The organism is Acinetobacter sp. S4400-12, from assembly GCF_024129495.1.
GTDB lineage: Bacteria > Pseudomonadota > Gammaproteobacteria > Pseudomonadales > Moraxellaceae > Acinetobacter > Acinetobacter lwoffii_C.
Genome location: NZ_JAMXYB010000024.1, coordinates 1 through 23,702 on the forward strand (window position 1 = coordinate 1; position 23,702 = coordinate 23,702).

At 42.6% G+C, this 23,702-nt stretch carries 23 protein-coding genes and 4 tRNA genes; 15 read left to right on the top strand and 12 right to left on the bottom strand.

Annotated elements, in window-relative coordinates; genetic code table 11:
* Positions 1–422: 422 nt before the first annotated feature.
* Positions 423–1,601: a trypsin-like peptidase domain-containing protein gene (locus tag NI461_RS09950; protein ID WP_174659584.1), complete on the bottom strand. Its 1,179-nt coding sequence runs from the start codon at positions 1,599–1,601 to the stop codon at positions 423–425.
* 170 nt (positions 1,602–1,771) lie between these two features.
* Here NI461_RS09950 and NI461_RS09955 point away from each other — a divergent pair, with 170 nt between their 5' ends.
* The 8 genes from NI461_RS09955 to NI461_RS09990 all read left to right on the top strand — a co-directional run bounded on the left by NI461_RS09955 (position 1,772) and on the right by NI461_RS09990 (position 5,862).
* On the top strand, positions 1,772–2,530 hold the full coding sequence (locus tag NI461_RS09955; RefSeq protein WP_174659583.1) for a Nif3-like dinuclear metal center hexameric protein: 759 nt from the start codon (positions 1,772–1,774) through the stop codon (positions 2,528–2,530).
* A 153-nt stretch (positions 2,531–2,683) separates the two neighbouring features.
* Positions 2,684–3,310 (top strand): superoxide dismutase, encoded by a 627-nt coding sequence (locus NI461_RS09960; protein WP_151203848.1) that lies wholly within the window; start codon positions 2,684–2,686, stop codon positions 3,308–3,310.
* A 146-nt stretch (positions 3,311–3,456) separates the two neighbouring features.
* A tRNA-Asn gene (locus NI461_RS09965) sits at positions 3,457–3,532 on the top strand.
* Between the two features lie 6 nt (positions 3,533–3,538).
* Positions 3,539–3,614, top strand: a tRNA-Asn gene (locus NI461_RS09970).
* A gap of 283 nt (positions 3,615–3,897) precedes the next feature.
* Positions 3,898–3,973, top strand: a tRNA-Asn gene (locus NI461_RS09975).
* 6 nt (positions 3,974–3,979) lie between these two features.
* Positions 3,980–4,055, top strand: a tRNA-Asn gene (locus NI461_RS09980).
* Positions 4,056–4,116: 61 nt separating this feature from the next.
* Positions 4,117–4,560, top strand: coding sequence for a DUF2726 domain-containing protein (locus NI461_RS09985; protein ID WP_151203849.1), 444 nt, complete (start codon positions 4,117–4,119; stop codon positions 4,558–4,560).
* Positions 4,561–4,872: 312 nt separating this feature from the next.
* Complete coding sequence (locus NI461_RS09990; protein WP_253157178.1) at positions 4,873–5,862, top strand: diaminopimelate dehydrogenase; 990 nt, start codon at positions 4,873–4,875, stop codon at positions 5,860–5,862.
* Positions 5,863–6,138: 276 nt separating this feature from the next.
* Here the strand turns inward: NI461_RS09990 and NI461_RS09995 are convergent, their stop codons facing one another.
* The 6 genes from NI461_RS09995 to glnA all read right to left on the bottom strand — a co-directional run bounded on the left by NI461_RS09995 (position 6,139) and on the right by glnA (position 11,063).
* Positions 6,139–6,384 (bottom strand): hypothetical protein, encoded by a 246-nt coding sequence (locus NI461_RS09995; protein ID WP_151203851.1) that lies wholly within the window; start codon positions 6,382–6,384, stop codon positions 6,139–6,141.
* A 98-nt stretch (positions 6,385–6,482) separates the two neighbouring features.
* Positions 6,483–7,730: a lipase family protein gene (locus NI461_RS10000; RefSeq protein WP_228723976.1), complete on the bottom strand. Its 1,248-nt coding sequence runs from the start codon at positions 7,728–7,730 to the stop codon at positions 6,483–6,485.
* Positions 7,731–7,839: 109 nt separating this feature from the next.
* Positions 7,840–8,718 carry a 4-hydroxybenzoate octaprenyltransferase gene (ubiA, locus tag NI461_RS10005; protein ID WP_174659581.1) on the bottom strand — a complete coding sequence of 293 codons (879 nt, stop codon included), beginning with the start codon at positions 8,716–8,718 and terminating at the stop codon, positions 7,840–7,842.
* An 8-nt stretch (positions 8,719–8,726) separates the two neighbouring features.
* Complete coding sequence (locus NI461_RS10010; protein ID WP_174660562.1) at positions 8,727–9,206, bottom strand: chorismate lyase; 480 nt, start codon at positions 9,204–9,206, stop codon at positions 8,727–8,729.
* Between the two features lie 77 nt (positions 9,207–9,283).
* Positions 9,284–9,559 (bottom strand): hypothetical protein, encoded by a 276-nt coding sequence (locus NI461_RS10015; RefSeq protein WP_174660561.1) that lies wholly within the window; start codon positions 9,557–9,559, stop codon positions 9,284–9,286.
* Between the two features lie 88 nt (positions 9,560–9,647).
* Positions 9,648–11,063 (bottom strand): type I glutamate--ammonia ligase, encoded by a 1,416-nt coding sequence (gene glnA, locus NI461_RS10020; RefSeq protein WP_171480655.1) that lies wholly within the window; start codon positions 11,061–11,063, stop codon positions 9,648–9,650.
* Between the two features lie 1,085 nt (positions 11,064–12,148).
* Between glnA and NI461_RS10025 the strand changes: the two genes are divergently transcribed.
* The 7 genes from NI461_RS10025 (at position 12,149) to NI461_RS10055 (ending at position 17,547) form a co-directional block, all read left to right on the top strand.
* Entirely contained in the window at positions 12,149–12,733 is a 585-nt protein-coding gene (locus NI461_RS10025; protein WP_253157180.1) for an aminodeoxychorismate/anthranilate synthase component II, read from the top strand.
* A 17-nt stretch (positions 12,734–12,750) separates the two neighbouring features.
* Positions 12,751–13,797: an anthranilate phosphoribosyltransferase gene (gene trpD / locus NI461_RS10030; RefSeq protein ID WP_151203856.1), complete on the top strand. Its 1,047-nt coding sequence runs from the start codon at positions 12,751–12,753 to the stop codon at positions 13,795–13,797.
* Positions 13,798–13,817: 20 nt separating this feature from the next.
* Positions 13,818–14,624, top strand: coding sequence for an indole-3-glycerol phosphate synthase TrpC (gene trpC / locus NI461_RS10035; RefSeq protein WP_174659580.1), 807 nt, complete (start codon positions 13,818–13,820; stop codon positions 14,622–14,624).
* Between the two features lie 406 nt (positions 14,625–15,030).
* Positions 15,031–15,714, top strand: a complete 684-nt coding sequence (locus tag NI461_RS10040) for a Smr/MutS family protein (protein ID WP_174659579.1) — start codon at positions 15,031–15,033, stop codon at positions 15,712–15,714.
* Positions 15,715–15,808: 94 nt separating this feature from the next.
* The gene (gene folE, locus NI461_RS10045) at positions 15,809–16,357 is read left to right on the top strand and encodes a GTP cyclohydrolase I FolE (RefSeq protein WP_171478796.1); all 549 of its coding nucleotides are present in this window, start codon (positions 15,809–15,811) and stop codon (positions 16,355–16,357) included.
* Between the two features lie 56 nt (positions 16,358–16,413).
* Complete coding sequence (locus NI461_RS10050; RefSeq protein ID WP_174659578.1) at positions 16,414–16,770, top strand: cupin domain-containing protein; 357 nt, start codon at positions 16,414–16,416, stop codon at positions 16,768–16,770.
* Positions 16,771–16,992: 222 nt separating this feature from the next.
* On the top strand, positions 16,993–17,547 hold the full coding sequence (locus tag NI461_RS10055) for a DUF4385 domain-containing protein (protein WP_174659577.1): 555 nt from the start codon (positions 16,993–16,995) through the stop codon (positions 17,545–17,547).
* 19 nt (positions 17,548–17,566) lie between these two features.
* Here the strand turns inward: NI461_RS10055 and NI461_RS10060 are convergent, their stop codons facing one another.
* The 5 genes from NI461_RS10060 to hemE form a co-directional block, all read right to left on the bottom strand.
* Complete coding sequence (locus tag NI461_RS10060) at positions 17,567–18,967, bottom strand: diguanylate cyclase (protein WP_174659576.1); 1,401 nt, start codon at positions 18,965–18,967, stop codon at positions 17,567–17,569.
* A gap of 203 nt (positions 18,968–19,170) precedes the next feature.
* On the bottom strand, positions 19,171–21,057 hold the full coding sequence (locus tag NI461_RS10065; protein ID WP_174659575.1) for a DUF4105 domain-containing protein: 1,887 nt from the start codon (positions 21,055–21,057) through the stop codon (positions 19,171–19,173).
* Between the two features lie 64 nt (positions 21,058–21,121).
* Positions 21,122–21,592, bottom strand: coding sequence for a DUF3015 family protein (locus NI461_RS10070; protein WP_151203863.1), 471 nt, complete (start codon positions 21,590–21,592; stop codon positions 21,122–21,124).
* Between the two features lie 148 nt (positions 21,593–21,740).
* Entirely contained in the window at positions 21,741–22,547 is an 807-nt protein-coding gene (locus tag NI461_RS10075) for a DUF817 family protein (RefSeq protein WP_174659574.1), read from the bottom strand.
* A gap of 10 nt (positions 22,548–22,557) precedes the next feature.
* A complete protein-coding gene (gene hemE / locus NI461_RS10080) occupies positions 22,558–23,628 on the bottom strand; it encodes a uroporphyrinogen decarboxylase (RefSeq protein WP_151203865.1) in 1,071 nt (356 codons plus the stop codon).
* Positions 23,629–23,702 lie beyond the last annotated feature (74 nt).

Consider the following 23,702-nt stretch of genomic DNA (forward strand, 5'->3'; position numbering starts at 1 on the left):
TGTATCGCTTGAACTGTGTTTCAGAAAGCTTCTTTGAATCGATGTATTCCATCCGCAGATTATGCACGAATGCCAAGAAATCTGGAGTGCAAATATCAACCAAAAAGAAGATCATTTTTTGATTTATGAAAGAGATCTAGTTGTCATCATAATCGCCTCTATACCATCATCAAACCTGTTGAAGCTCTGAGAGCGGTAAGCAAGAAATATTAGAACTATAGCCGACACTTATTAAAACGATAATAAAATTCTGGTACTTCAAAACCTAAAAAGTCTAGCTCAACTCACATGACTGACCAAGCCTGAATATTATCTGTGGATATAATACTGGGGAAAAATGATCAGTACTGCTGTACTACTTTCCCCGACAGATAAGAAAATAAAAAATCCCTCAGGTGAGGGATTTTTTAATGATGTATTCTTTAACCTGGCAAAGGAATGTATTGTGAAGAACTATTTTGTGTCTTACGCTCACTTACCACCACGTCCAATATCAGGATTTTACCGTTACGTTCGACTTCAACCTGCATCGTACTGTTAGGCGCCTGTATGGCGACAAAGTTAATCAGATGCGATGCCGAAGTAATCACTTCATTATTAACCTTCAGAATTTTATCGCCACGCTGGATACCAGCCTTGGCTGCTGGACCATCTGCAAGTACTTCCGCAACCATGACACCAGTTTCTTTCGGCTGTAGCACATCATTTCGCTCACTTGGCAATAAGCTAATCCCCAACCAGCCACGCACTACACGCCCATCTTTTAAAATTGCATTCATGACCTGCTGACAAATTTTAGCCGGAATGGCAAAACCAATACCCAAAGATCCCCCAGTTTGCGAGAAAATTGCGGTATTTACACCAATCAGATTACCCGCCACATCAATTAATGCGCCCCCTGAATTACCCGGGTTAATGGCCGCATCCGTTTGAATAAAGTCTTCATAGGTATTAATCCCTAAATCCGAACGACCAGTTGCCGAGATAATCCCCTGAGTCACAGTTTGTCCCACACCAAAGGGGTTACCAATCGCCAGAACCACATCACCCACCTCATTGCCACTAAGCTTGAATGGCAGTACCGGCAATTGTTCCAGTTCAATTTTAATGACAGCCAGATCAGTATCAGGATCGGTGCCGACGACTCTGGCTTCAGCACGACGGCCATCATGTAACGCAACCACAATCTGATCTGCCTGAGCAATCACATGATTATTCGTTAAAATATAACCATCCGGACGTACAATTACCCCCGAACCCAGACTGTTTTCATTCGGGCTTTGGCTAAATTGCTCTGGCAACTGGTCACCAAAAAATTCACGAAATACCGGATCAGTCAGTAAGGGATGAGCCTGCTGTTTCACCTTTTGAGTGGTAAAAATATTGACAACGGCTGGTGCCGCGACTTTTACTGCTGCGTTATAAGAAACAATTCCACCTGAACGTGTCGTATCAATCAGGGGTTCTACTTTTTCGGCTGGCATTTTGACGCCATCAGGCGCAATTGGTGCTTTCGGTTTTTGCAGTTGTTGCCACCCCAAAAAACCGATAATGACTAAAATCAGTAATACCCATGGTAACCATGTAAAGGTCCGGCGCACGTTGCAATCCTCTAAAATATTTTAATTCGTTGATGGCTAAGTAATTTGTGCTCTATTGTAATGCCAAATACATAACTAAACACAAAAATATGCCAAGATATTTGTGCAGCTTTAGTTACAATTAATCTTATATTTTAATGATGACAAGTTTTTAAACTGGCGGAAATTTTATGGCGGATTTAAACGATATTATTCAGTGGTGTAATCAGACTTTACTTACGCATGAGTTCAAGGATTATGCACCAAATGGTCTACAGATCGAAGGCCGCGCTGAAGTAAAAAAAATTGTATGTGCAGTCAGTGCCTCACAAGGCGCAATTGAAGCAGCGATTGAACAGGGCGCCGATTTGTTATTGGTGCATCATGGCTATTTCTGGAAAGGTGAACCTTACCCCATTACCGGTATGCGCGGTAAACGGATTAAAGCCTTAATCCAAAATGATATCTCTCTGGTTGGCTATCATCTGCCTTTAGACAGTCATCCAACTTTAGGCAATAATGCGGCGATTGCAGATTTATTAGGGCTGGAAAATATCGAACAGTTGGATCCGAGTGAACGCCATCCAATTGGCAATATTGGCTATTTAAAACAACCGATGAGTCCTGAATATTTTAAAAGCCATGTTTCAGAAAAACTTGGCTTTGATGCAATTCATCTTCCTGCGGACAAGAATCAAATTCATAAAGTCGGTTTCTGTACCGGTGGTGCGCAGGATTATATTTATAAAGCAGCGGCCGCAGATTGTGATGCCTATATTTCTGGCGAAGTGAGCGAACGTACTTTTTATGAAGCTCAGGAACTGAATGTACATTATTATGCCTGTGGCCATCATGCCACTGAAAAATACGGTGTGCAGCGCTTGGCCAAAGCGATTTCAGAACAGTTTAATATTGAGTATGCTTATTACGAATTAAACAATCCGATTTAATTCTCGCTGACAGCATTTTCTAAGAGCTTTATTTATATATTTTCAGGATTTATTGTGTATTGTTATTTATACGCAATGCCCATTTTGTCCGATTATCTATTACAATAAAGCCACTTATTGTTAAAACCCAGCTAAATGCAAGGAATTGAGAACATGACAACCATTACTTTACCTGCTCTACCTTACGGTTATGAAGATCTTGCTCCTCATATCAGCAAAGAAACTTTAGAATACCATCATGATAAACACCATAATACTTATGTGGTTAACCTGAACAACCTGATCAAAGGTACTGACCTTGAAGGTAAAACTTTAGAAGAGATCATCATGGCAACTGCTGGTGATGCATCTAAAGCAGGTGTGTTCAACAACGCAGCTCAAGTTTGGAACCACACGTTCTACTGGAACTGTATGGCTAAAAATGGTGGCGGTAAAGCAACTGGCACTTTAGCTGCAAAAATCGACGAAGCTTTCGGTTCTTACGAAAAATTTGCCGAAGAGTTTGCAACTGCTGCAACCACTCAGTTTGGTTCAGGCTGGGCTTGGTTAGTAGCTGATGAAGTGAATGGTAAACTTTCTATCATGAAAACTTCAAACGCAGATACACCAATGGCTCACGGTAAAGTTGCAGTGTTAACAATTGATGTTTGGGAACATGCTTACTACATCGATTTCCGCAATGCGCGTCCTAAGTACATCTCGACTTTCTTGGAAAGCTTGGTAAACTGGGATTACGCAAACGCAAAATATGCTGGCCAACCTGCTGGTGTTGAGAAATAATTTTTTATTTCCTGCATAAAAATCACCCTTTATGGGTGATTTTTTTATTTTTAAGGCCAAGCTGCATATTAAAAAAGCAAATGATTCATTTCTTTACATGAATTGATTGACGGCTTTTGGTTTCCTGCCTAAAATGCCCCTCAGATTCTCCAATAGCTCAGTCGGTAGAGCGACGGACTGTTAATCCGCAGGTCCCTGGTTCGAGCCCAGGTTGGAGAGCCAATCTATTCTCCCATAGCTCAGTCGGTAGAGCGACGGACTGTTAATCCGCAGGTCCCTGGTTCGAGCCCAGGTGGGAGAGCCAAGATTTTTATAAAACCCACTCATTACGAAGTGGGTTTTTTTATATCTGTTTTTTTCAGCTTTAGTTTATATCAGGTAGGGCTAGCCTCTGACCTCATCATCTTCAAGCTCGTTTTCAAAGATGAGCACCCAGCTTTATATTCCTACTCAAGCTTCGATCTAAACATAACAGCTTGAACTACAACCATTTCCGATTACTTTTAAAACACTTGAGTCAATTTCTTTGGCTTTTTTTTAAAAGTGTCTTGACCCCTTTTTAAATCCCTCTATAATCGCTGTCAGATTCTCCAATAGCTCAGTCGGTAGAGCGACGGACTGTTAATCCGCAGGTCCCTGGTTCGAGCCCAGGTTGGAGAGCCAATCTATTCTCCCATAGCTCAGTCGGTAGAGCGACGGACTGTTAATCCGCAGGTCCCTGGTTCGAGCCCAGGTGGGAGAGCCAAGATTTTTATAAAACCCACTCATTGCGAAGTGGGTTTTTTTATTCTTCCCTGTTTTAGTCTGTGTTTAATTTGAGTCAGTTTATATTTTTTGTGATTGGCTGCATGGCGAGTTTTGCCTTAATTTGCCTGCTCTTTCCACGCCTGTTTACCCGTCGGCAGAAGTTTTATCCCAAACCGGTCATTACTGCTTTTGAAAGCAGAATGTTTGTACGCCTAAAAGAAGCTTTTCCTCATCATCATATTTTGGCACAAGTTGCATTTAGCGCCTTAATCACTCATGACCACATGAAAATGCGCAATCAATTTAACCGTAAAGTAACCGATTTTGTGGTACTGGATCGTGAGTATAAGGTGGTTGCCATTATTGAGCTGGACGACCCCAGCCATATCGGTAAAGAACAGGAAGATGCGGAACGTGATGCCATGCTAATTGCAGCAGGTTATACAGTCATCCGCTATACAGACATTCCAAGCATCCGACAATTACAACAGAATTTAAGATAAGCACAACAGCTTATACTCAGCGGTATTTTAACTTCAAAACTCGCCTGATGGCCAAGGATTCGATTTTGAATCTTTTGGCTGCTTGCCTGCCCCAACACAACTTATCATTTTCCTGATTAATCGCCCTACTTTTAAAAAGTTGCCTTTTAAACTTTTCTTTGTATATTTTTAGGGTGATAAAATTTAACTTATCGTTTTATAATCTCTTAGAAAATAACATATAAGTAAGATGCAATGAGCCAGCTATTGCATTTCCGGTCATGATCATCTTACTTATTTTAATACTCCTTCTTATTCAGTGATCGTCCATTTATGCAAAACTCTATTCGTATTGGTATCGCAGGTTACGGTAATCTTGGCCGTGGTGTTGAAACTGCAATTCACAAAAATCCTGATATGCAACTTGTGGGTATTTTCACTCGCCGCGCACCTAGCAGTGTTACTCCCTGCTTTGCAGAAACTCAGGTTTATAGCATGGATGCATTATTAAATGATTTTAGCGATAAAATTGATGTGCTTATTCTTTGTGGCGGCTCTAAAGATGACCTACCGCAACAAGGCCCGATTTTTGCAAGTAAATTCAATATCGTAGATAGCTTTGATACCCATGCACGCATTCCGGAATACTATGCAGCAGTAGATGGGCCTGCAACTGCCAATAATAAAACAGCCCTGATCTCTATTGGTTGGGATCCAGGCATGTTTTCAATTAATCGTTTATTTGGTGAAGCTTTATTGCCAGATGGTGAAACCTATACATTCTGGGGTAAAGGCTTAAGTCAGGGCCACTCCGATGCAGTCCGCCGTGTACCAGGCGTGAAAGCCGGTGTTCAATATACCATTCCATCTAGCGATGCAATTGAACAGGTACGCAGTGGCGCTCGCCCTAACTTAAGCACTAAAGATAAGCATCATCGTGAATGTTATGTGGTATTAGAACAAGGTGCTGATGCTGTAAGAGTTGAACAGGCTATTGTAACAATGCCGGATTACTTCGCCGACTATAATACGACTGTGAATTTTATCAGTGAGGAAACCTTACTGAAAGATCACCAGCGTATGCCACATGGCGGTTTTGTTATCCGTAGCGGCAATACCAGTGATGAGCAGGCTCAAGTCATTGAGTTTTCTTTGAAACTGAATAGTAATCCTGAATTTACTGCAAGCGTTTTAGTGGCATATGCCCGTGCCTGCTACCGCCTGCATCAAACTCAGCAGTATGGTGCCAAAACAGCATTCGATGTAGCACCTGGATTGCTTTCAATCAAAACACCTGAGCAATTACGTAAAGAACTGCTCTAAGGCCATTTAAATATAACCACTGATCAGGTGATCAGTGGTTATATCCTGTCTATTTAAGCAGAATGCTGTGATGCAACATTAAATATTTATAATGAGATCAGACAATACTCGTATGCGGATGGCATGAGCCTTCAACATTTGAAACAAGAAAAAGAAATCTCGTCCCGGATGCTCTGCGCCTGATAGCCAACTATGCAGCTGTTCAGTATAGACCTATAAAGTATCAAACCATCACCCCACTATTGAAGATCATAAGAACAACTAGTAAGGAGAAGCCTATTGGGTTTCAGAAGCAGCTTGACTCGCCTGAGCTTGCGGCTCTACCTTTAATTTCTCGGCGGCCTCTCGTGCTTCAATACGCGCGATCATCTCAGCTTGCTGCTGCTTATATTTTTCCTGATTTTTCGCATCACTGTTGACGGCCAAAAATGCCATGGTAATTAAAAAAATCGGGATACATAAAGCCAGTGTTCCAAGAATCACCAGCTTTTTAATACTGCGCTGTTGTGGCTGTTGCGACATAAACCGACCTGCTTTTCTCTATCATTCATTGCGCTGCCCAATATAACAAAATAAAGCAATTGCTCAAGCTATAAAAAGGAGCCGAAGCTCCTTTGGTATTAAGGACTGACACCAGCCGGCATATGCGTTTCAATAAACGATACCAGCAGATCATTACTTTTTACAATAGCTTCGGTATGCGTTGCATTTGACACAGGTACAAAAGTGACAGCGGTACCCATATTTGCCAAGTTTTTCTGTAAAGCATCAGTGATTATATAAGGCACTGCCGTATCTGCCGTTCCCTGGATAATCATGACTGGCACATTGATTTTTTCAGTTGCAGGCTGGTTTTCAAGCAGGAACTTTTTGACTGAAGAATTATCCTGAAAGTTCGCAACCAATCCTGGATAATCAATAACAGTTTTCCCCGGATTAGTATTCAGGTAAAGATTAATATCATTAATATATTCAGTAATTAGAGGCTGTAGACATAATCCATTTTCCCCCGTCGTCCCTTCGGCTTTTTCAGCAACAATGCCAGCTCGTTCCGAAAAAATATTGCGATAGTTAAAAGCTGGTTCATAGGCCTTAATCCCGACGCCCACATAGGCTGCATAAGCCAGCAACTCAGCATAGACCGCTTTGGCCCTCTCATCTTGCCCAGCATCCACCATAGCTTTTAAAGCTTGTGGTGCTATTTCACCAATAATACGTCCTAAGCTTGATGCCGGAGCTGCTGCAACTGCTGCCTTATAATTTGAATCACGATCCGCAAACTCTGCTGTTGCCAGAGAGGCATGCCCTCCCTGAGATTGCCCGACAGATACCCAAGCCCCATTAAATCTACTGCCCTGCTGCTGTTTAAATGCTTTTACTGCATAAATTGCTGATTGAGCAGCACTATCCAGATTCAAATAAGGATGGATTCCCTGGGTGCCCAAGCCCTCATAATCTGGTGCCACAATGACATATCCTTGTGTAAGCAGGCTACGTGCAAGCACTTTAAGGTTAGAGTTGAGCAGGTTATTCGTTGGCGCACATGAATCGCCACTACCTACCGTACCATGCTCCCAGACAACGACACGCCAGCCATCTTTTGGCTGTGGTGTATTCGGATACAAAACCATCGCCGTAGCCTCAGCCCGCTCACCACGTACATTTGGCATGTTATAGCGCATGACCTGAATATTGGATGCTTCCGCAAGTATATCTGCACTATAGGCTTTCTGACCCAAGAATACTTTTTCCTGGGGCTGAAATGACCTGTTATCATCATCGTTATGACACGCCGTCAGGAATAATGTCATTGAACACATCACTGCCAGACAGGTCTTTTTAAAACCGTTTTTCATTATCTTATTCATATGGTAATCCCTTATTGTTCTTTATAATTCTCATGCAAGAGCTTTGAATAAAACATAAAAAAAAGCATCCTTATAGGATGCTTTTGTAAGTCTGCAATCACCAGTTTTTTTACCAGAGTGCCAGAAAAATTCCGGTGAATATTATCAAACCTACCCAACGATTATGACGAAATGCCCAGAAACACCAGTGCGGCTCTTTCTCTTTGGTTTTAGTCCATTGATAGATAAAATCTGCAATCACCACCAGTAAAGCAATCAGGCCAAATGGCACCAACAGGTGTTCTATATATAGTGCACTACCTATGAGCACAACACTCACAGCCTGTAGCGCAGAAATCATTGTAATATCGTATTTCCCAAAAAGAATAGCGGTCGATTTTACCCCGATTTTTAAATCGTATTCACGGTCAGTAATTGCATATTGAGTGTCATAAGCCACAGTCCAGGCCAGATTACCAAAATACAGCAGCCAGCAACTCCAATCGAGCGGCTTGCCCATTGCTGTGAATGACATGGGAATTCCCCATGAAAATGCCATGCCCAGCACGACTTGCGGCAAATGCGTATATCGCTTCATAAAGGGGTAAATAAACGCAAGCGCCAGACCAGCAAGCGCGCAATAGAATGTCGCTATGGGCAGAAAAAACAAGGTGCAGGCGCTGGCAGCGACCAGAGCCAAAAATACCCAAACCGCTTCACGTGCTGAAATAACTCCGGTTGCCAGCGGCCGGTTTTTGGTGCGGTCTACATGAGCATCCACTTTTCGGTCGGCAAAATCGTTGATCGCACAACCCGCAGCTCGCATAAAAATAGTGCCTAAAATCATGGCAATTAAGATGGTTAAATCAGGAACACCTTCCGCAGCAATCCATAACGCCCACATGGTTGGCCAGAATACCAGTTCTGTACCAATCGGCTTATCAAAACGACAGAGATAATAATAAGCCTCAAAACGCTGACGCCATGTGATCGTTTGCAAAGTTGCCATGTTTATCCTTAACGATGTTGTAATGAAGTCTGATGTTGTAAAAACTGCTCAAAACTGGGCAAAAAAGTCTCTTGCACAATAAATTTACAACCGTGCCAAGTATAGCAGCTCTGCCTGGTCCAGCCATCTTCAAGCCATAACACACGGCGCTCACACTGAGGATTGGTACGTTGAAATAAAAACCAGCCAATCGGCTTTTTACCAATATGCTGAAAAATCCGTGCCCGTTTTTGCAAACTTAAAATAGGAAAAATACTTTTTGCTTTCACCCAAGGCTGAGCTTCACAGCCATATAAATGGCTTTCCCGTACCCATGAGGTATGCTGATGTGGCATTCCCATCCACCGTGCATCACTGAAGCTTAAGCGCTGAAAATGCTCTTTGACTGGCTGAACATTGAATTTTCCATTCGCTAAATCTGTCAGCTGCTGCGTTAAAGACCCTGAAGCATACAGCCATGATTTCAATTCAGCAGGGATTTGCTGCATAAGTTTACCTGTACACTCAATCTGCAAGATATTTGACTGCTTAATATGCATCTTGCAATTTATTCCATAACCAATGTTTAGCCATTGTCTGTTTTGGCAATAATTTCAAATTGACCATTTGCCTTTTTCTGCAAGATAAAACCCTCAGCACTTAAATAAAAACTTTGCGGATAATCACAATCCAGTGCCAGCTCAGGGTTTTTCAATGCAATAAATTGCGCCTGTTTATAGCCTTCGGGGGTACGTCCAACTTCAATATAAGTTACTTCTGAAAAATTGAGTTTGAAACCTTTTGCATGATCGTTCGGATCATTCCAGGGGAAAAATCCTGTGTGCTTTTTACGTTGCGCCATATTATCTACTAATTGTAAATCTCTAAACAGATGATACAAAAAAACCCGCGCAAGGCGGGCATTTTTTACAGTGAAATTCTATAAAGAATTAAAGACTGTAGTACATATCGAATTCAACCGGGTGAGTTGTGGTATTTAAACGGCGAACTTCTTCCGTTTTAATTTCGATATAGGCATCAAGCATATCTTTAGAGAACACGCCACCTTTTAACAGGTAGTCATGGTCAGCTTCGAGTGCCTCCAGTGCCATTTCCAGACTATGAGCCACTGTAGGGATTTTTGCTTCTTCTTCAGGAGGAAGATCATACAAGTTTTTATCAGCAGCTTCACCTGGGTGGATCTTATTTTGGATACCGTCCAGACCTGCCATCAACAAAGCAGCAAAACCCAGGTACGGGTTCATCATTGGATCAGGGAAGCGCGCTTCAATACGTTTGCCTTTCGGGCTAGATACGTATGGAATACGGATTGATGCAGAACGGTTACGCGCTGAATAAGCCAGCATAATGGGTGCTTCAAAATGTGGTACTAAACGCTTGTACGAGTTAGTAGAAGGGTTAGTGATCGCATTTAATGAACGCGCATGTTTGATGATACCGCCAATGAAATACAGGGCCATTTCTGAAAGGCCTGCATATTCATCACCTGCAAACAGGTTCTTGCCATCTTTAGAGATCGACATGTGAACATGCATACCAGAACCGTTATCGCCAACCATCGGTTTAGGCATAAAGGTTGCAGTTTTCGCGTATTGATGGGCAACGTTCCAAACCGCATATTTGAACTGTTGAACTTCATCAGCTTTACGCACCATAGTATTAAAGCTCACCCCAATTTCTAATTGGCAAGATGCAACTTCGTGGTGATGTACTTCTACACGGCCTGGCCCCATAATATCTTCAATTTTTGCACACATATCTGCGCGCATATCTTGTGAAGAATCTACAGGAGGAACCGGGAAATAACCGCCTTTAACACGTGGACGGTGACCAGAGTTACCGGCTTCATAATCGTTACCGGTTGACCATGCAGCTTCTTCAGCGATCAATGTATGGCGTGCGCCAGACATGTCGATTTCCCATTTTACTTCGTCAAATACGAAGAATTCTGGTTCTGGGCCAAAGAATGCTGTATCACCAATACCTGTCGACTTTAAATACTCTTCTGCACGGCGAGCGATAGAGCGTGGATCACGGTCATAACCCTGACCAGTCGATGGTTCAATGACATCACAAGTTACAACAACTGTTGGCTCTGCGAAGAACGGATCTAAGAAGCAAGTTTCTGCATCTGGACGTAAAATCATGTCGGATGCTTCAATGCCTTTCCATCCAGCGATTGACGAACCGTCAAACATTTTCCCGTCTTCAAACGTATCTTCATCAATACTGTCTGATGGGTAAGTGACATGCTGTTCTTTACCCTTGGTATCAGTAAAGCGAAAATCGACCCATTTTGCGCCACTTTCTTGTATGAGTTGAAGGACCTTGTTCGCCATGCTCATTTTGCTCCGATGGTTTTTGTTGCACTCGCAAAGTGCGTGTTAGTAGTTGGCATTCATTAATGCAATTATCGTACCAACTCTTAAAAGCATAGTTAAAATTCTGAATTCTTTATAAGAAAACATCTTAAGCTAAAAATACTTTGCGCCTATTATACTGGGAGTGAAAGGAAATGCACTATATTCAGGCACGCTTGATATATTTTATTGGTACTTATTTTCTAACGCACTTAAATAGTGCGCATAACCTTTTTTAAAGATAAAAATATAATTCTTAAACATATTTCTATAAATTTAGTAAATTTTAGCTTAAAGATTGCCCAATTCTGGCAAATAGCCATAAAGCTATAACAATTCAGCAACATAAAAGAGAAGTACACCGGCTGCTCTCTTTTCTGTTTTATATGATTTTTTGCAAAATCCGTACAATTATTCTGCTTTTCTTAGAGTATTGACAACCATTTAAGTGATGCTTTTTAGATCAAATTGTGGATAGGCTGTTTTATCGTTTTTTATTTTTATCCCATCGTTTTTTTTCATTTTTCACCAACAATCTATCTAAAAGTAAGCTTATAACTTTAAGAGAGTCGGTTACTCATTATCAGTTTATATGCAACCTAAAATAATAAGATTCAGGTACATCATTGCTGGAGCATCGCAAAATCCAAGCAGTACGGTTTGCCAAAAATACTATTTCTCAAACACATATCATTCATGAAAAAATATTCCAGGAAGAGAAGTATCCTTAGCATGCTTACATCAAGGCTACTTTTATCATTTTACAGCTATGCCTGAATTAGAGTAACGCTTTGAATTGGGCAGCCCTCACATTGTAGGCTAATAAAAAGAAAATGATTGTGAATCAATCACAGCCTCTAAAAAACAAAGCATAAGAAATAAATAGCACCCAAATAATTGGACGAATGAAATCATCACAAGACATTCAAAAACTGCTAAAGTAGCCGCTTGATAATGCAGCTATCTTAATGCCTGCAAAATCAATCACTTTATACAAAGTGAGTAACATTGTGGTCAACAAACTCCCGCAGTGTTATAAAATATATAAACTTCAAGAGGTTATGCTCAAAATGCTTCTCATGATCGACAACTATGACTCTTTTACTTATAACATCGTCCAATATTTTGGCGAACTGCAACAGGAAGTAAAAGTAGTCCGTAATGATGCCGTGACTTTGGAGAATATTGAGCGATGGCAACCGAAGTATCTGGTCATTGGTCCTGGTCCCTGCTCTCCAAGTGAAGCGGGTATCTCTATTCCGGCCATTCAGCACTTTGGCGGGAAAATCCCTTTACTCGGCGTCTGCCTAGGTCATCAAAGTATTGGACAGGCCTTTGGCGGTGAGATTGTTCGCGCCAAACGCGTAATGCATGGACGTTTGTCTGATATGTATCACAGCGATACCGGGATTTTCAGTCACCTGCCTTCTCCCTTTTCGGCGACCCGTTATCACTCTTTGGTGATTGATCAAGCGACGTTACCGGACTGTCTGGAAGTGACTTGCTGGACCAACGAAACAGATGGTTCGATGGAAGAAATTATGGGAATTAAACATAAGACATTGCCGATCGAAGGCGTGCAGTTTCACCCGGAATCCATCCTGAGCCAGCATGGTCATCAGATCTTTAAAAACTTTCTTGAAATTTATGCATAATGGGCGAAGCACAATAAATGAACATTCAACAAGCATTAAGTAATATTACAAAAAATATTCATCTGACTCAGGAACAAATGGAAGATGTGATGCGTAGCATCATGTCGGGCGAAACTACCGATGCACAGATTGGTGCCCTACTCATGGGTTTACGCCTGAAAGGTGAAAGCATTGATGAAATCACCGCCGCAGCACGGGTCATGCGTGAACTTGCAACTAAAATTGAAGTCAGCGACATACCGCATCTGGTCGATATTGTCGGTACGGGTGGCGATGGGCAGAACCTGTTTAACGTCTCTACCGCCTCGGCCTTTGTGATTGCGGCGGCAGGCGCAACTATTGCCAAACATGGGAACCGCGGAGTTTCCAGTAAATCTGGTTCTTCTGATTTACTGGAACAGGCCGGTATCCATCTTGACCTGAACATGCAGCAGACTGAGCGCTGCATCCGTGACATTGGTATCGGCTTCCTGTTTGCACCCAATCATCATAAGGCCATGAAATATGCGATTGGTCCACGTAAAGAGCTGGGTATTCGCAGTATTTTTAACTTACTTGGCCCGCTTACGAATCCGGCCGGAGTAAAGCGTCTGGTGATTGGTGTATTTTCTAATGAATTATGCCGCCCAATTGCAGAGGTCATGAAACAGCTCGGGGCAGAACATGTGATGGTGGTGCATTCACGTGATGGTTTAGATGAAATCAGTCTGGCTTCTGCAACCCATGTGGCCGAGCTTAAAAATGGTGAAGTGAGTGAATGGGAAATTACGCCTGAACTGGTGGATATTGAATCCCAGACATTAACTGGCTTAATTGTGGAAGATTCTGCAACAAGTCTGGCGTTGATTAAAGATGCACTCGGCAAGAAAAAATCCGAGATTGGTTATAAGGCAGCCAATATGATTGCTCTGAATGCAGGTGCCGGAATCTATGTATCTGGTTTAACCACCAGCTATAAGCAAGGTGTGGCGCTGGCGCATGATATTATTTATGGCGGTCAGGCACTTGAGAAAATGAGTGTACTTTCTGAATTTACAAAAACCATTAAGCAATATGAAGTTTAAACAGGTCAGGAGTTTTTATCATGGTTGATATCGCCAATACAATTTTAGGTAAAATTATTGACCGCAAGAAAGAAGAATTTGCGCTACGTTTAAAGCAGCACAGCTACAAAGACCAGGAAGAGCTGGCACAGGCAGCGACGCCAGTGCGTAGTTTTACCCAATCGCTCCTGTCTAAACGTCCCGGGGTGATTGCTGAAATCAAGAAAGCCTCACCTTCAAAAGGGATTATCCGGGAAAATTTTAATCCTGCAGAGATTGCACAGCAGTATGAAGAAGCTGGTGCAGCCTGTTTATCGGTACTGACCGATGAAGATTTTTTCCACGGTGCAGATGCAAATATTCAGATCGCACGTTCACATTCTAGCCTGCCCGCCCTGCGTAAAGACTTCCTGATCGACCCGTATGGAGTCATCGAGGCACGTGCCCTGCATGCTGACTGTATTTTGCTGATCGTGGCATCTTTATCAGACCAGCAATTAGAGGAAATGTCCAAGACTGCATTTGAACATAATCTTGATGTGCTGGTCGAAGTACATGATGAGGAAGAGCTAGGACGTGCCTTAAAACTTTCTGACCGCTGTCTGCTTGGTGTGAATAACCGTAATTTAAAAACCTTTGAGGTGGACTTAAACACCTCAATTCGGCTGAAAAAATTACTTGATCCGTCACGCTTACTGGTCACTGAAAGTGGTATTGCTACACCTGCTGACGTCAGCATGATGCAGGAACAGGATATTCATGCCTTTCTGGTCGGTGAAAGCTTTATGAAACAGCCGCGTCCTGACCATGCTTTCTATGAGTTATTTGGTGAGCCAGAAACTGTTTAAGAATTAACAAGCTTTTAAAAAACCCGATTTCAGAATCGGGTTTTTAATTTTTCACTCAAGCTTTACTATGGCCTAAGTATCAACAGCAGCTCTAAGCGCTTAAGTAAAAAAGACCCTTTGATAATACAATAAGCGCATATGGGCCAGCTGCTGCTTTCATCCTCTCCACATAAATAGCTCTTCTGACAAGTCCTTCTGATTATATTTTTGTCTACTCAATCCCCCTGATAGAGACTTAAATCATACTTCTTTATCCTCATAACTACGTGAAGATCTTATGATTTCCCTGTAACTCTCCGGCCTTAATTTTTTCTATATGCAGCTATAAATGCAAGTCAGTTCTCTTTTATGCAATTCAGGACTATAATTTAGTTAAATTTTGCATTTCTCTCCTGTTTTTTTCATTATGAGCAAACACGATTCTTCACTTTCCAAAGACCAGTTCAATTTGCTGAAACAGTTTAAAAAACAAATCAGCAATCCACACCCACAGGTGGCTCCTGTTACGCCTGTTGAAAAGACACCTGAACAAGCGCAGGAGGAGGATCTTGAGCTGTTTCGCAAGCAGATGCAGGGAGTGCAAAAAATAACTCAGGGCAATATTGCCAAAATAGAGAAAATGCCAAAAAAGAAAGTGGATGCCCAGACGCTGGCCAAGCGTGCAGCTGCCGAAGGCCCAATGGAAACGGATGAGGCCGCGTTATCCGATACTCAGGCGATGCTCAATCCTGTTGGAAGTCAGGCAAACTTAAGTTACCGTATTGCAACTTTACAGCACAAAGTCTTTGAAGATTTAAAAGCCGGCAATTTACGCTGGTTTGAAGCTGTTGACCTACATGGCTGTACTGTCGAGGAAGCCCGTCAGGCTGTACTCCAAATTATTCAGATGGCCAAAGACGAAAACCAGAATGTGATCAAAATTGTTCATGGCAAAGGTCCTGAAGCAATTTTAAAAACCTATGTCAACGGCTGGTTACGTCAACATCGTGATGTTCTGGCCTTTGTCAGTGCACCGGAAAGACAGGGAGGCACTGGTGCCGTGCTGGTTCTGCTAAAACGCGCAGAAAAAAATCCAAAGTTTAAACATTAATCGGATTCCACCCTAAAATAAGGCATTGTAATAGTTTTCTGCTACAATGCCCTCCTTGTTTCATTCTCAGTTTAAGTGAATATGTCATATGACTATGCAGCAATCCTACGCAAACATTCTTACTGCCGTTGGTGAAGATTTAAATCGCCCTGGCCTCAAAGATACGCCCATGCGTGCTGCGAAAGCCTTTTCGTATTTGACCTCAGGTTATAGCCAAGTTCTTGAAGAAGTCACCAACAGCGCGGTGTTTCCTTCGGATAACCGTGAAATGGTTTTGGTAAAAAATATCGAGTTCTATTCACTCTGTGAACATCATTTATTGCCATTCTATGGTCGTGTACATATTGCCTATCTGCCTGAAGGTCATGTGCTCGGCTTGTCCAAATTTGCCCGTATTACCGAAATGTTTGCGCGTCGCCTGCAAATTCAGGAAAACCTGACCCAGCAAATTGCCGAAGCTGTCGCAGAAGTGACCAAAGCGCGCGGTGTTGCGGTCATGATCGATTCTGCACATATGTGTATGATGATGCGTGGTGTAGGCAAACAGGAATCAACGACACGTACGGTTTCTTTTATCGGAGATTTTAAAACCAATAAAGAAGAACGTCGTGAATTTTTAAGTGCTGTGCCAGAAAGTTATTAATCCCTCAAAGCCTCAACGCATGTCGAGGCTTTTTTTATCCGGATAAGGTTATCAGAATGTCAATTTGGATTGCAGGTCAGGGTTTAAGTCAAACTGAGGCCAGTGTCGACTATCCAAGGCCGGAGCGTCTGGTTCAGGGAAATCCAAAACGTCTGACCTATAGCGCTTATGAGCATCCACATATGGACTGCGGAATCTGGAATTGTGAAGTAGGGGCATGGAATATTCAATTCGCTGAAAATAAACAGGAATTTTTTCAGGTGATTGAAGGTGTAGTCCGTATACATGATACCCAGAACCAGTCATTTATTGAGGTAAAAGCGGGCGAAGCCGGTATCATTCCCCCTGCATTTACCGGCACGTTTGAAGTCGTCGAAGCGGTTAAAAAGTATTATGTGGTGGTTGAATACTAAATATCTTTTACACAATAAGAAATTTTAAACTGTTTGATTCAGCCCCTGACTCCTTAATGCTGAAATCATTTCAGTGTTAGTCCATTCAAAACAATCATAAGAATCAGCTACTTTTGCTTTATTTTAAATTGATAATACATTTCCTGCTATAATGTCCTACTGATTTTTTACTGCTCCCCTTGCATCATATATAGCACTTCTATTTGCTGGAGTAGTAAAGGCATGAACAAGAAACCGTTAGATCCACCTAAACGTACTTCACGTGTATATTCATCTAGCTTTGATTATTCTCTTGATTTTAAAAAGATCGATTTTCGCAAGCGTCCGGATTTATACCGGATTGGTCGTGGAGAACAAGGTGTGTTGTTGGTCGAGCCTTATAAATCGGAAATTTTGCCGTACTGGCGCTTTGCCGATGCAGAAAAAGCTCAGCTTAGCAGCGCAAAAATTTATGCTCTATTCTTAGAATATTTACAGCAGAATGATTTTGTAGGCGCAGATATGGCACGCAAGTTTTTGCAGATGGGTTATACCCGTGCCCGGCGTTATGCCAATCATAAAAGCGGTAAAAAGTATGCAGGCCCTGTACCTGAAGATAAAAAAGGGTTAAGCGGTTCACATGGCCGGGATGAACTCCCACGAAGTCCAGAAGACCCTGTCAAAGCAGCGGCAGCAAAAATATTTAAGCAAAAGTGGGATGAAGCCAAAGCTCATCCCGATTATATTCAGCTAAAACAAAAGTTTCTGGCTTTTATCCAGCAGCAGCCCTCAGATTAAAACATACGCTCTCCAGCATTTAAGCCCTTCTTTGCTGTTTAATCTGTCCACAAGATGGAGACTTAGCCATATACACCAGATTTCGGCCAGTATTTTTTGCCATATACAATGCAGCATCAGCTGCATCCAGGAATTTCTGATAATCAGGATGACCATCAAATAAGACACAGCCGATACTGACCGTCAGTTTAAAGCACTGTCCCTGTCCGTCATTGATCAGGCTATTTTCCACATATTGACGAATACTCTCTGCAATATGGCGCGTACGTTTCTCATCGGCATCTACTAGCAGCAGTAAAAACTCTTCGCCACCGAGACGAAAAGCATAATCACTGCCCTGACTATACCTCTGCAACGCTTCAGCAATAAATTTCAGCGCAACATCCCCCGCTGCGTGACCAAACTTGTCATTAATATTTTTAAAAAAGTCGGCATCAATTGCCAATAGGGACAAAGGTGTCTGGTTTTGCCGCGAGTAGCTGATTTCACGAGAAATAATTGTATTTAAATAACGGCGATTGAGCAGCTGAGTCAATGAATCATTCCCGGCTTCAATATAATCAGCCACCTGAAACAATTGGTCTACCAGATGCTGGATTTCACGGTTAATATCACGGATGTGTTGAATCAACCCCAGCATGTTAGTGTTTTCTGTACATTCCCCTACAGCTTTATTCACTTCATCAACCTGATAAATCCGCTTGATGACCAGATCGACCTGATCTGACTCCGCAAAAGCATAGGCTGCCTTATGAATAAACCAAAGTCCAAATTCAGACTTGGACAACATCGGATGTCTGAACGGGCCAGTGCCTGAAAACACCTTGAACATCAAATCATTTTCCCAGTCCAGCAAGGCACTGCGCTGCTTGTCTTTTTGTACTGCAACATCCTGCATCGCAGAAAATACACGATAGCTATGCTTGATTTCCTGATTCGCTACTGTTTTAGCCTCATAGGAGCGGCACATAATTTCTGTAGCAAATCCCATGACTTCTATAATATAACTACAGGTGGTAAAAGCATGGGCAGATGGGTTTAAACCCAATAATTGAAAGACCATATACTGGATTTCACGCACACCGCGCATAATGAGCCAGGCAGGAATACCAATACGCGCATGGACATGGCCGACCATCGCCTGTCTTTGTACCGCTTGCATATAATCCTTATTTACCGGAACACTAAAACTTTCCGATAACCATTGGATTAAGGTCGTATGCAAGCGCTGCTGGACCAGTTTATCTGTTAAAAATTGTGCAGATTCTTTTTCGAGCAGCATATTTTTATAAAACTCATCCACCAGAATAACCGAATGCTCCTGAACAAACTGTAAGGCTTGTAATAAAGCATCAGATGAATAATTTTGACATATCTGTTCCCACTGCTCGGCCAGCATTGCCATATTTTCATTATTCATAGGATGGAGTTCCTGATATTTGCAATTTTCAATGACATTATTTAACAAATACAATACAATTTATACATTATAGTATGAATATTATCACCATTATTCAAATAATGGTGATCAAGTTAACAAAATAACCAACCACCCCTATAATAATACCGCCTATATTTTAAGCTCAGGTCAAAAGTTAGAATAGCCAACTCAATTTTTATTCTCTAGAAATAACGGATCAGGCTCAGACTCCACTGTTCCCAATCTTGATGGTTTTGTCGCTGATATTCCCAGCCCCCCCGAATTGCATATTGTGGGGTCCAGGTATACTGAAATTGGGTCTTCAATTTCAGCTGCCATTGATGTGAATCTTCCCAATATGGCAATTCTACTTGTATCAGACTATTGAGCTGCTCATTCCAGACATTCTGACAGCCGATGGTCGGACCAGCTCCTACACGCCAACCTTGATCCAGGGCTTTGCCTGCCTGTAAATGATTTTGTAGCTGTGTATAACATAGATGTTCACGTGTTGCATTGGCCCAGCTATAACCGGCCTGCACGTTTAAGTTAGCGACCCCATGCTGGCTTTCACGACTAAAATGGCCCGCTGAATCCAGAGCTTCTTGTTGCCAGCCGAAGTTAAATCCCCAGGATAAGGGCGTTTTAAAAGCATGAATCGGATTATAGGAATTGACGGTTAATAGATCCAGATGCTTCAGCTTCAACCGATCCTGGCGATATTGCAGAGCACCATCCAAAAACAGCAGTTGGGTTCCGGTACGCAATCCTCCTTGTGGATCAATCAGGTCATGATAAGCCTGACGATGACCGATCTCGACAAAGGTCTGGCCTTGAACCTCACCAGCTTTAAAAGAAAGATGACGTGCATCATGCGCTTGCACAGGATTGGTCTTGGGTACGGCGACATTCAGGCGTTGCTTCTCAAGGGCCAACTGGCTTCGTTGCACCAGAATCTGTCTTAAACGTGGCTGCGCCACCTGAGGATCAATTTTTCGGGCGAGAAAATGCAGATACAAGTCGTCATAGGCCATTTCCAGAATCTTGGCCTGGTTTTCAGCTGAGTAAGATTCGAGTATCTGACCATGTTCCCGCGGTTCAGACATGGCAATTTGATGGGCTACTTTTGCCAGCTTGTGACCATGCTGTCTGGCCTGTGCCAGTAACTGGGTTTCCAGAGCAGGACGATATACCACGTCTTTGATCAGCTGTTCATCATCCAAGGCTTTAATAGTCTCAAGCGGAATGGAGACTGCCTTAAACTGCTGCTGCAAATTGGCGTGTGGGCGTACCAGATCAATTAAGCCTAATAAACGGTAAGCACAATTGTCCTGAATAAAATAATAGGGAAATTGTACATGTTTCATTTCCCAAATATGCTGGACCAGAAATCTGGTTTCTTCTGGACTTAAAGCCAGTTCATATTCCCAAAGGTCGCGACTTTCGAAATCCCCATATTCTTTAACTTTACGATAATACGGCATCAGGGAATATTCACCTGGATACTGCCCGGTTAAACCTTTCCAGGCATAAGACCAGTTTTGCTCACCTTCGACGGTGGCCGCATAGTTCACCGCATAAGACACCAGATTTAGCTGTTGCTGGTCTTTAGGGTCCAAACGCAGCAAAGTATGTCCGAACATTGAGCTAGGATTGCCCATAAAGTCGGTGGCATAAATCAGCGTCGCTTTATACGGTTTAATTTCGGTCAGCCACTGATTCAACTCAGGGCAAGCCACTTCTGGTAAAGCAGCATGAGGTATCTTTAAGCTTTCAATGAGAAACTGGCTCCGCGCCGGGAAACGACAACGAATAGATTGATCAGGTTCAGCCGTTTGAAACAGTGCCTGAATATTACTGGCCAACTCCAGTTCCAGATTTTGGGCACCCTGTTCATGATAGAAATAGCCTGAATAGCTCACTTCGCTATGCTGTTTGGCATCAGCGTACATTAAACGTTGCCAAGTGATATCTTGAGCCAGCTTATTACTTTGAGCCTGTTGAATAAATGGATCTGCCGGACTAGCAAAGGATGGACAACTTAGTGTAGACAGTGCAGCAAGGACAATAAGGGCAACGCAAGATTTCATATTAGAACAGGAAATTTATTTTTAGATAGAAAAAACCCTGTCAAGCGACAGGGTTTTTGACATATTAAACGTAAGCTTTTAATACGTCGTCATTTGCCATGACAGTTTGCAGAGAAGATAATACTTCTAGTGAAGTTTCATTTTCAGTTGCATAGATTGAAGCAAAGTTTTGCTTAGAAATAGCGAAGAAACGTGCTTTATCTTCAGCTTTGATATTTAGCAATTCAGCCAATACGTTTAAGCTTTCGCCCTGACCAACCGCCATATCACGCGCGAGTGATTCAGCATTTTCATTGGTAAATGTAACCACTTGGGCGGTTACTGTACCTGTACCACTACAACCCAAAGTACCAAAAGTGATACCGAATAACTGGTTAGCAAAAATACCGTTGGTCGTTGCTGCCAAAATTTTAGGCACTTTACCAGATTGACCTGCCCATACTTGACTTCCAATACCACAACCTGCATCACGGTCAGCAAATGCTGCAGTTGAACCCACTGCAAGTACTGCAGCTAAAGCTAGTTTTTTCAACATGATTACTTCTCCAAAAAGTTTATCTAAGTGTTTTTAATTATTCACAATTAGGTAATTTTTATTACACCTTGGCTAGAATAACGTCAACGGTGCTTAAAGGCAAAACATTTTGTTTCAAGTTCGACAGGTTGCTTTCTCAGCAACCAGCTCAATCTTGTTCTTTTAAATGCCAGGCTCCATCGAGCTGACGTTGCCCGAGAATTTTCAATACCAGCACCAGACTGAGCAGTAGCAGCAAGTACCATGAGCCGAGTTTCCCCCAGCCCACCATATGCCATTGTTCAATCTGACTCGGATAAAGCCAGATCTGATAAAAGGTACTGATATTTTCAGCGACCCAAATGATAAATGCCAATAGCAGCAGCACGGGCAACATCGGCAACTGAAAAGTATGTCGATTCAATTGAAAACGGATTTTGGTTTTCCAGAAAATCACCACACTCCAGGCAAATAAAATCATCCGGTAATCCGGAATAAAAAATTTGCTCATAAAGTTGATATAGGACAGAACCGCCAGCGCCAGCATATTAGCAAAGCTCGGTAATCTCTCAAATGACACCTGATAAAGACGTAAGGAACGCGCAAAGAAGCTTCCGACAGCCGAATACATAAATCCGGCAAATAAAGGCACAGTCAGAATTTTAAAAATGGCGGGTTGCGGGTAATGCCACGAGCCAATCGCCGGATGGGTCAGGAAAATTTCCATCACCATGGCCATCAGGTGAAACAACGCAATCACTTTCGCTTCTGCCCAGGATTCCAGCTTGGTATATAGCAGAACCACCTGAATCATCAGGGCAAAAAACAAGAGATAGTCGTAACGATAGAAACCATACAGCAGTTCGCTTCCCATGGAAGCTGTCAGGGCAAAGGCGAGCAACAGTAGAATCCCAAATAAGGCAGCCGAAGCTGCCTTATAAGTAAATTCAAACCCTGATTTTATAAAATCGATCAAGGCTTACATCCTACAGGTACTTGGCACTATACTCATGTACGGTATCAACAAAGGCTGTCGGGTTGGCCGGATCAACCCACTGGGTAATACCATGCCCCAAGTTAGCGATATAACCTGTTTTTTCGCCATTGGCATAGGCATCATCCAGCATCAGCTTGGTGGCTTTCACAATCGACTCATGGGATCCATACAAAGTTGCCGGATCAAGGTTACCTTGTAGCGCGGCACGGCCCGCAACGGTTTGGCGCGCTACATTCAGTGGCGTCGTCCAGTCCAGACCAAAAGCATCTGCACCAGTAGCAACCATTGGCTCCAGCCACTGTCCGCCACCTTTGGTGAACAGGATGACCGGAATCTTGCGACCATCTTTCTCACGCTGCAAGCCAGCCACAATTTTCTGCATATAATTCAGTGAAAACTCAATATATTCACGGTGCGCCAACGCCCCGCCCCAGCTGTCAAAAATCTGTACGGCCTGGGCACCTGCGTCAATCTGGGCATTCAGATATTCGATCACTGCATCAGCCAGACGCTGTAACAATGCATGCATGACTTCAGGCTGGGCATACATCATGTGTTTGGTAAAGCGGAAATCTTTGCTCGAACCACCTTCAACCATATAAGTGGCCAACGTCCATGGACTGCCAGAGAAACCGATTAATGGCACCTGCCCCCCCAAGGCCGAACGGATGGTAGATACCGCCTTCATGACATAGTCCAGGTCAGACTTGGCATTAAATGCAGGTAAATTTGCTACATCCTGCTCGGTGCGGACTGTCTTATGAAACTTTGGACCTTCACCCGCTTCAAAATACAATCCCAAACCCAAAGCATCGGGTACGGTCAAGATGTCTGAAAACAGGATCGCAGCATCCAGATCATAGCGGCGTAAAGGCTGTAAAGTGACCTCACACGCCAACTCAGTATTTTTACAAAGAGAAAGGAAGTCTCCCGCCTGGGCACGGGTTTCACGATATTCTGGTAAATAACGGCCTGCTTGACGCATCATCCACACAGGTGTGGTATCTACAGGTTCACGTAATAATGCGCGCAGAAAACGATCATTTTTTAAGGTCGTCATTCACTTTCCTATCTATACTTGAAGATGAAACCCATCATAACAAAAAGCCCGCATTTTGAATAACTTCTCATAAC

Excerpts from the sequence above, each read along its gene's own strand:
- trpD (WP_151203856.1), top strand. The coding sequence starts at position 12,751 with ATGAACATTCAACAAGCATTAAGTAATATTACAAAAAATATTCATCTG.
- glnA (WP_171480655.1), bottom strand. The coding sequence starts at position 11,063 with ATGAGCATGGCGAACAAGGTCCTTCAACTCATACAAGAAAGTGGCGCA.
- NI461_RS09990 (WP_253157178.1), top strand. The coding sequence starts at position 4,873 with ATGCAAAACTCTATTCGTATTGGTATCGCAGGTTACGGTAATCTTGGC.
- NI461_RS10070 (WP_151203863.1), bottom strand. The coding sequence starts at position 21,592 with ATGTTGAAAAAACTAGCTTTAGCTGCAGTACTTGCAGTGGGTTCAACT.
- NI461_RS10065 (WP_174659575.1), bottom strand. The coding sequence starts at position 21,057 with ATGAAATCTTGCGTTGCCCTTATTGTCCTTGCTGCACTGTCTACACTA.
- NI461_RS10040 (WP_174659579.1), top strand. The coding sequence starts at position 15,031 with ATGAGCAAACACGATTCTTCACTTTCCAAAGACCAGTTCAATTTGCTG.
- NI461_RS10010 (WP_174660562.1), bottom strand. The coding sequence starts at position 9,206 with ATGCAGCAAATCCCTGCTGAATTGAAATCATGGCTGTATGCTTCAGGG.
- NI461_RS10015 (WP_174660561.1), bottom strand. The coding sequence starts at position 9,559 with ATGGCGCAACGTAAAAAGCACACAGGATTTTTCCCCTGGAATGATCCG.
- NI461_RS10055 (WP_174659577.1), top strand. The coding sequence starts at position 16,993 with ATGAACAAGAAACCGTTAGATCCACCTAAACGTACTTCACGTGTATAT.
- folE (WP_171478796.1), top strand. The coding sequence starts at position 15,809 with ATGCAGCAATCCTACGCAAACATTCTTACTGCCGTTGGTGAAGATTTA.
- NI461_RS10060 (WP_174659576.1), bottom strand. The coding sequence starts at position 18,967 with ATGAATAATGAAAATATGGCAATGCTGGCCGAGCAGTGGGAACAGATA.
- hemE (WP_151203865.1), bottom strand. The coding sequence starts at position 23,628 with ATGACGACCTTAAAAAATGATCGTTTTCTGCGCGCATTATTACGTGAA.
- NI461_RS10000 (WP_228723976.1), bottom strand. The coding sequence starts at position 7,730 with ATGAATAAGATAATGAAAAACGGTTTTAAAAAGACCTGTCTGGCAGTG.
- ubiA (WP_174659581.1), bottom strand. The coding sequence starts at position 8,718 with ATGGCAACTTTGCAAACGATCACATGGCGTCAGCGTTTTGAGGCTTAT.
- trpC (WP_174659580.1), top strand. The coding sequence starts at position 13,818 with ATGGTTGATATCGCCAATACAATTTTAGGTAAAATTATTGACCGCAAG.
- NI461_RS09995 (WP_151203851.1), bottom strand. The coding sequence starts at position 6,384 with ATGTCGCAACAGCCACAACAGCGCAGTATTAAAAAGCTGGTGATTCTT.
- NI461_RS09960 (WP_151203848.1), top strand. The coding sequence starts at position 2,684 with ATGACAACCATTACTTTACCTGCTCTACCTTACGGTTATGAAGATCTT.
- NI461_RS09955 (WP_174659583.1), top strand. The coding sequence starts at position 1,772 with ATGGCGGATTTAAACGATATTATTCAGTGGTGTAATCAGACTTTACTT.
- NI461_RS10050 (WP_174659578.1), top strand. The coding sequence starts at position 16,414 with ATGTCAATTTGGATTGCAGGTCAGGGTTTAAGTCAAACTGAGGCCAGT.
- NI461_RS10025 (WP_253157180.1), top strand. The coding sequence starts at position 12,149 with ATGCTTCTCATGATCGACAACTATGACTCTTTTACTTATAACATCGTC.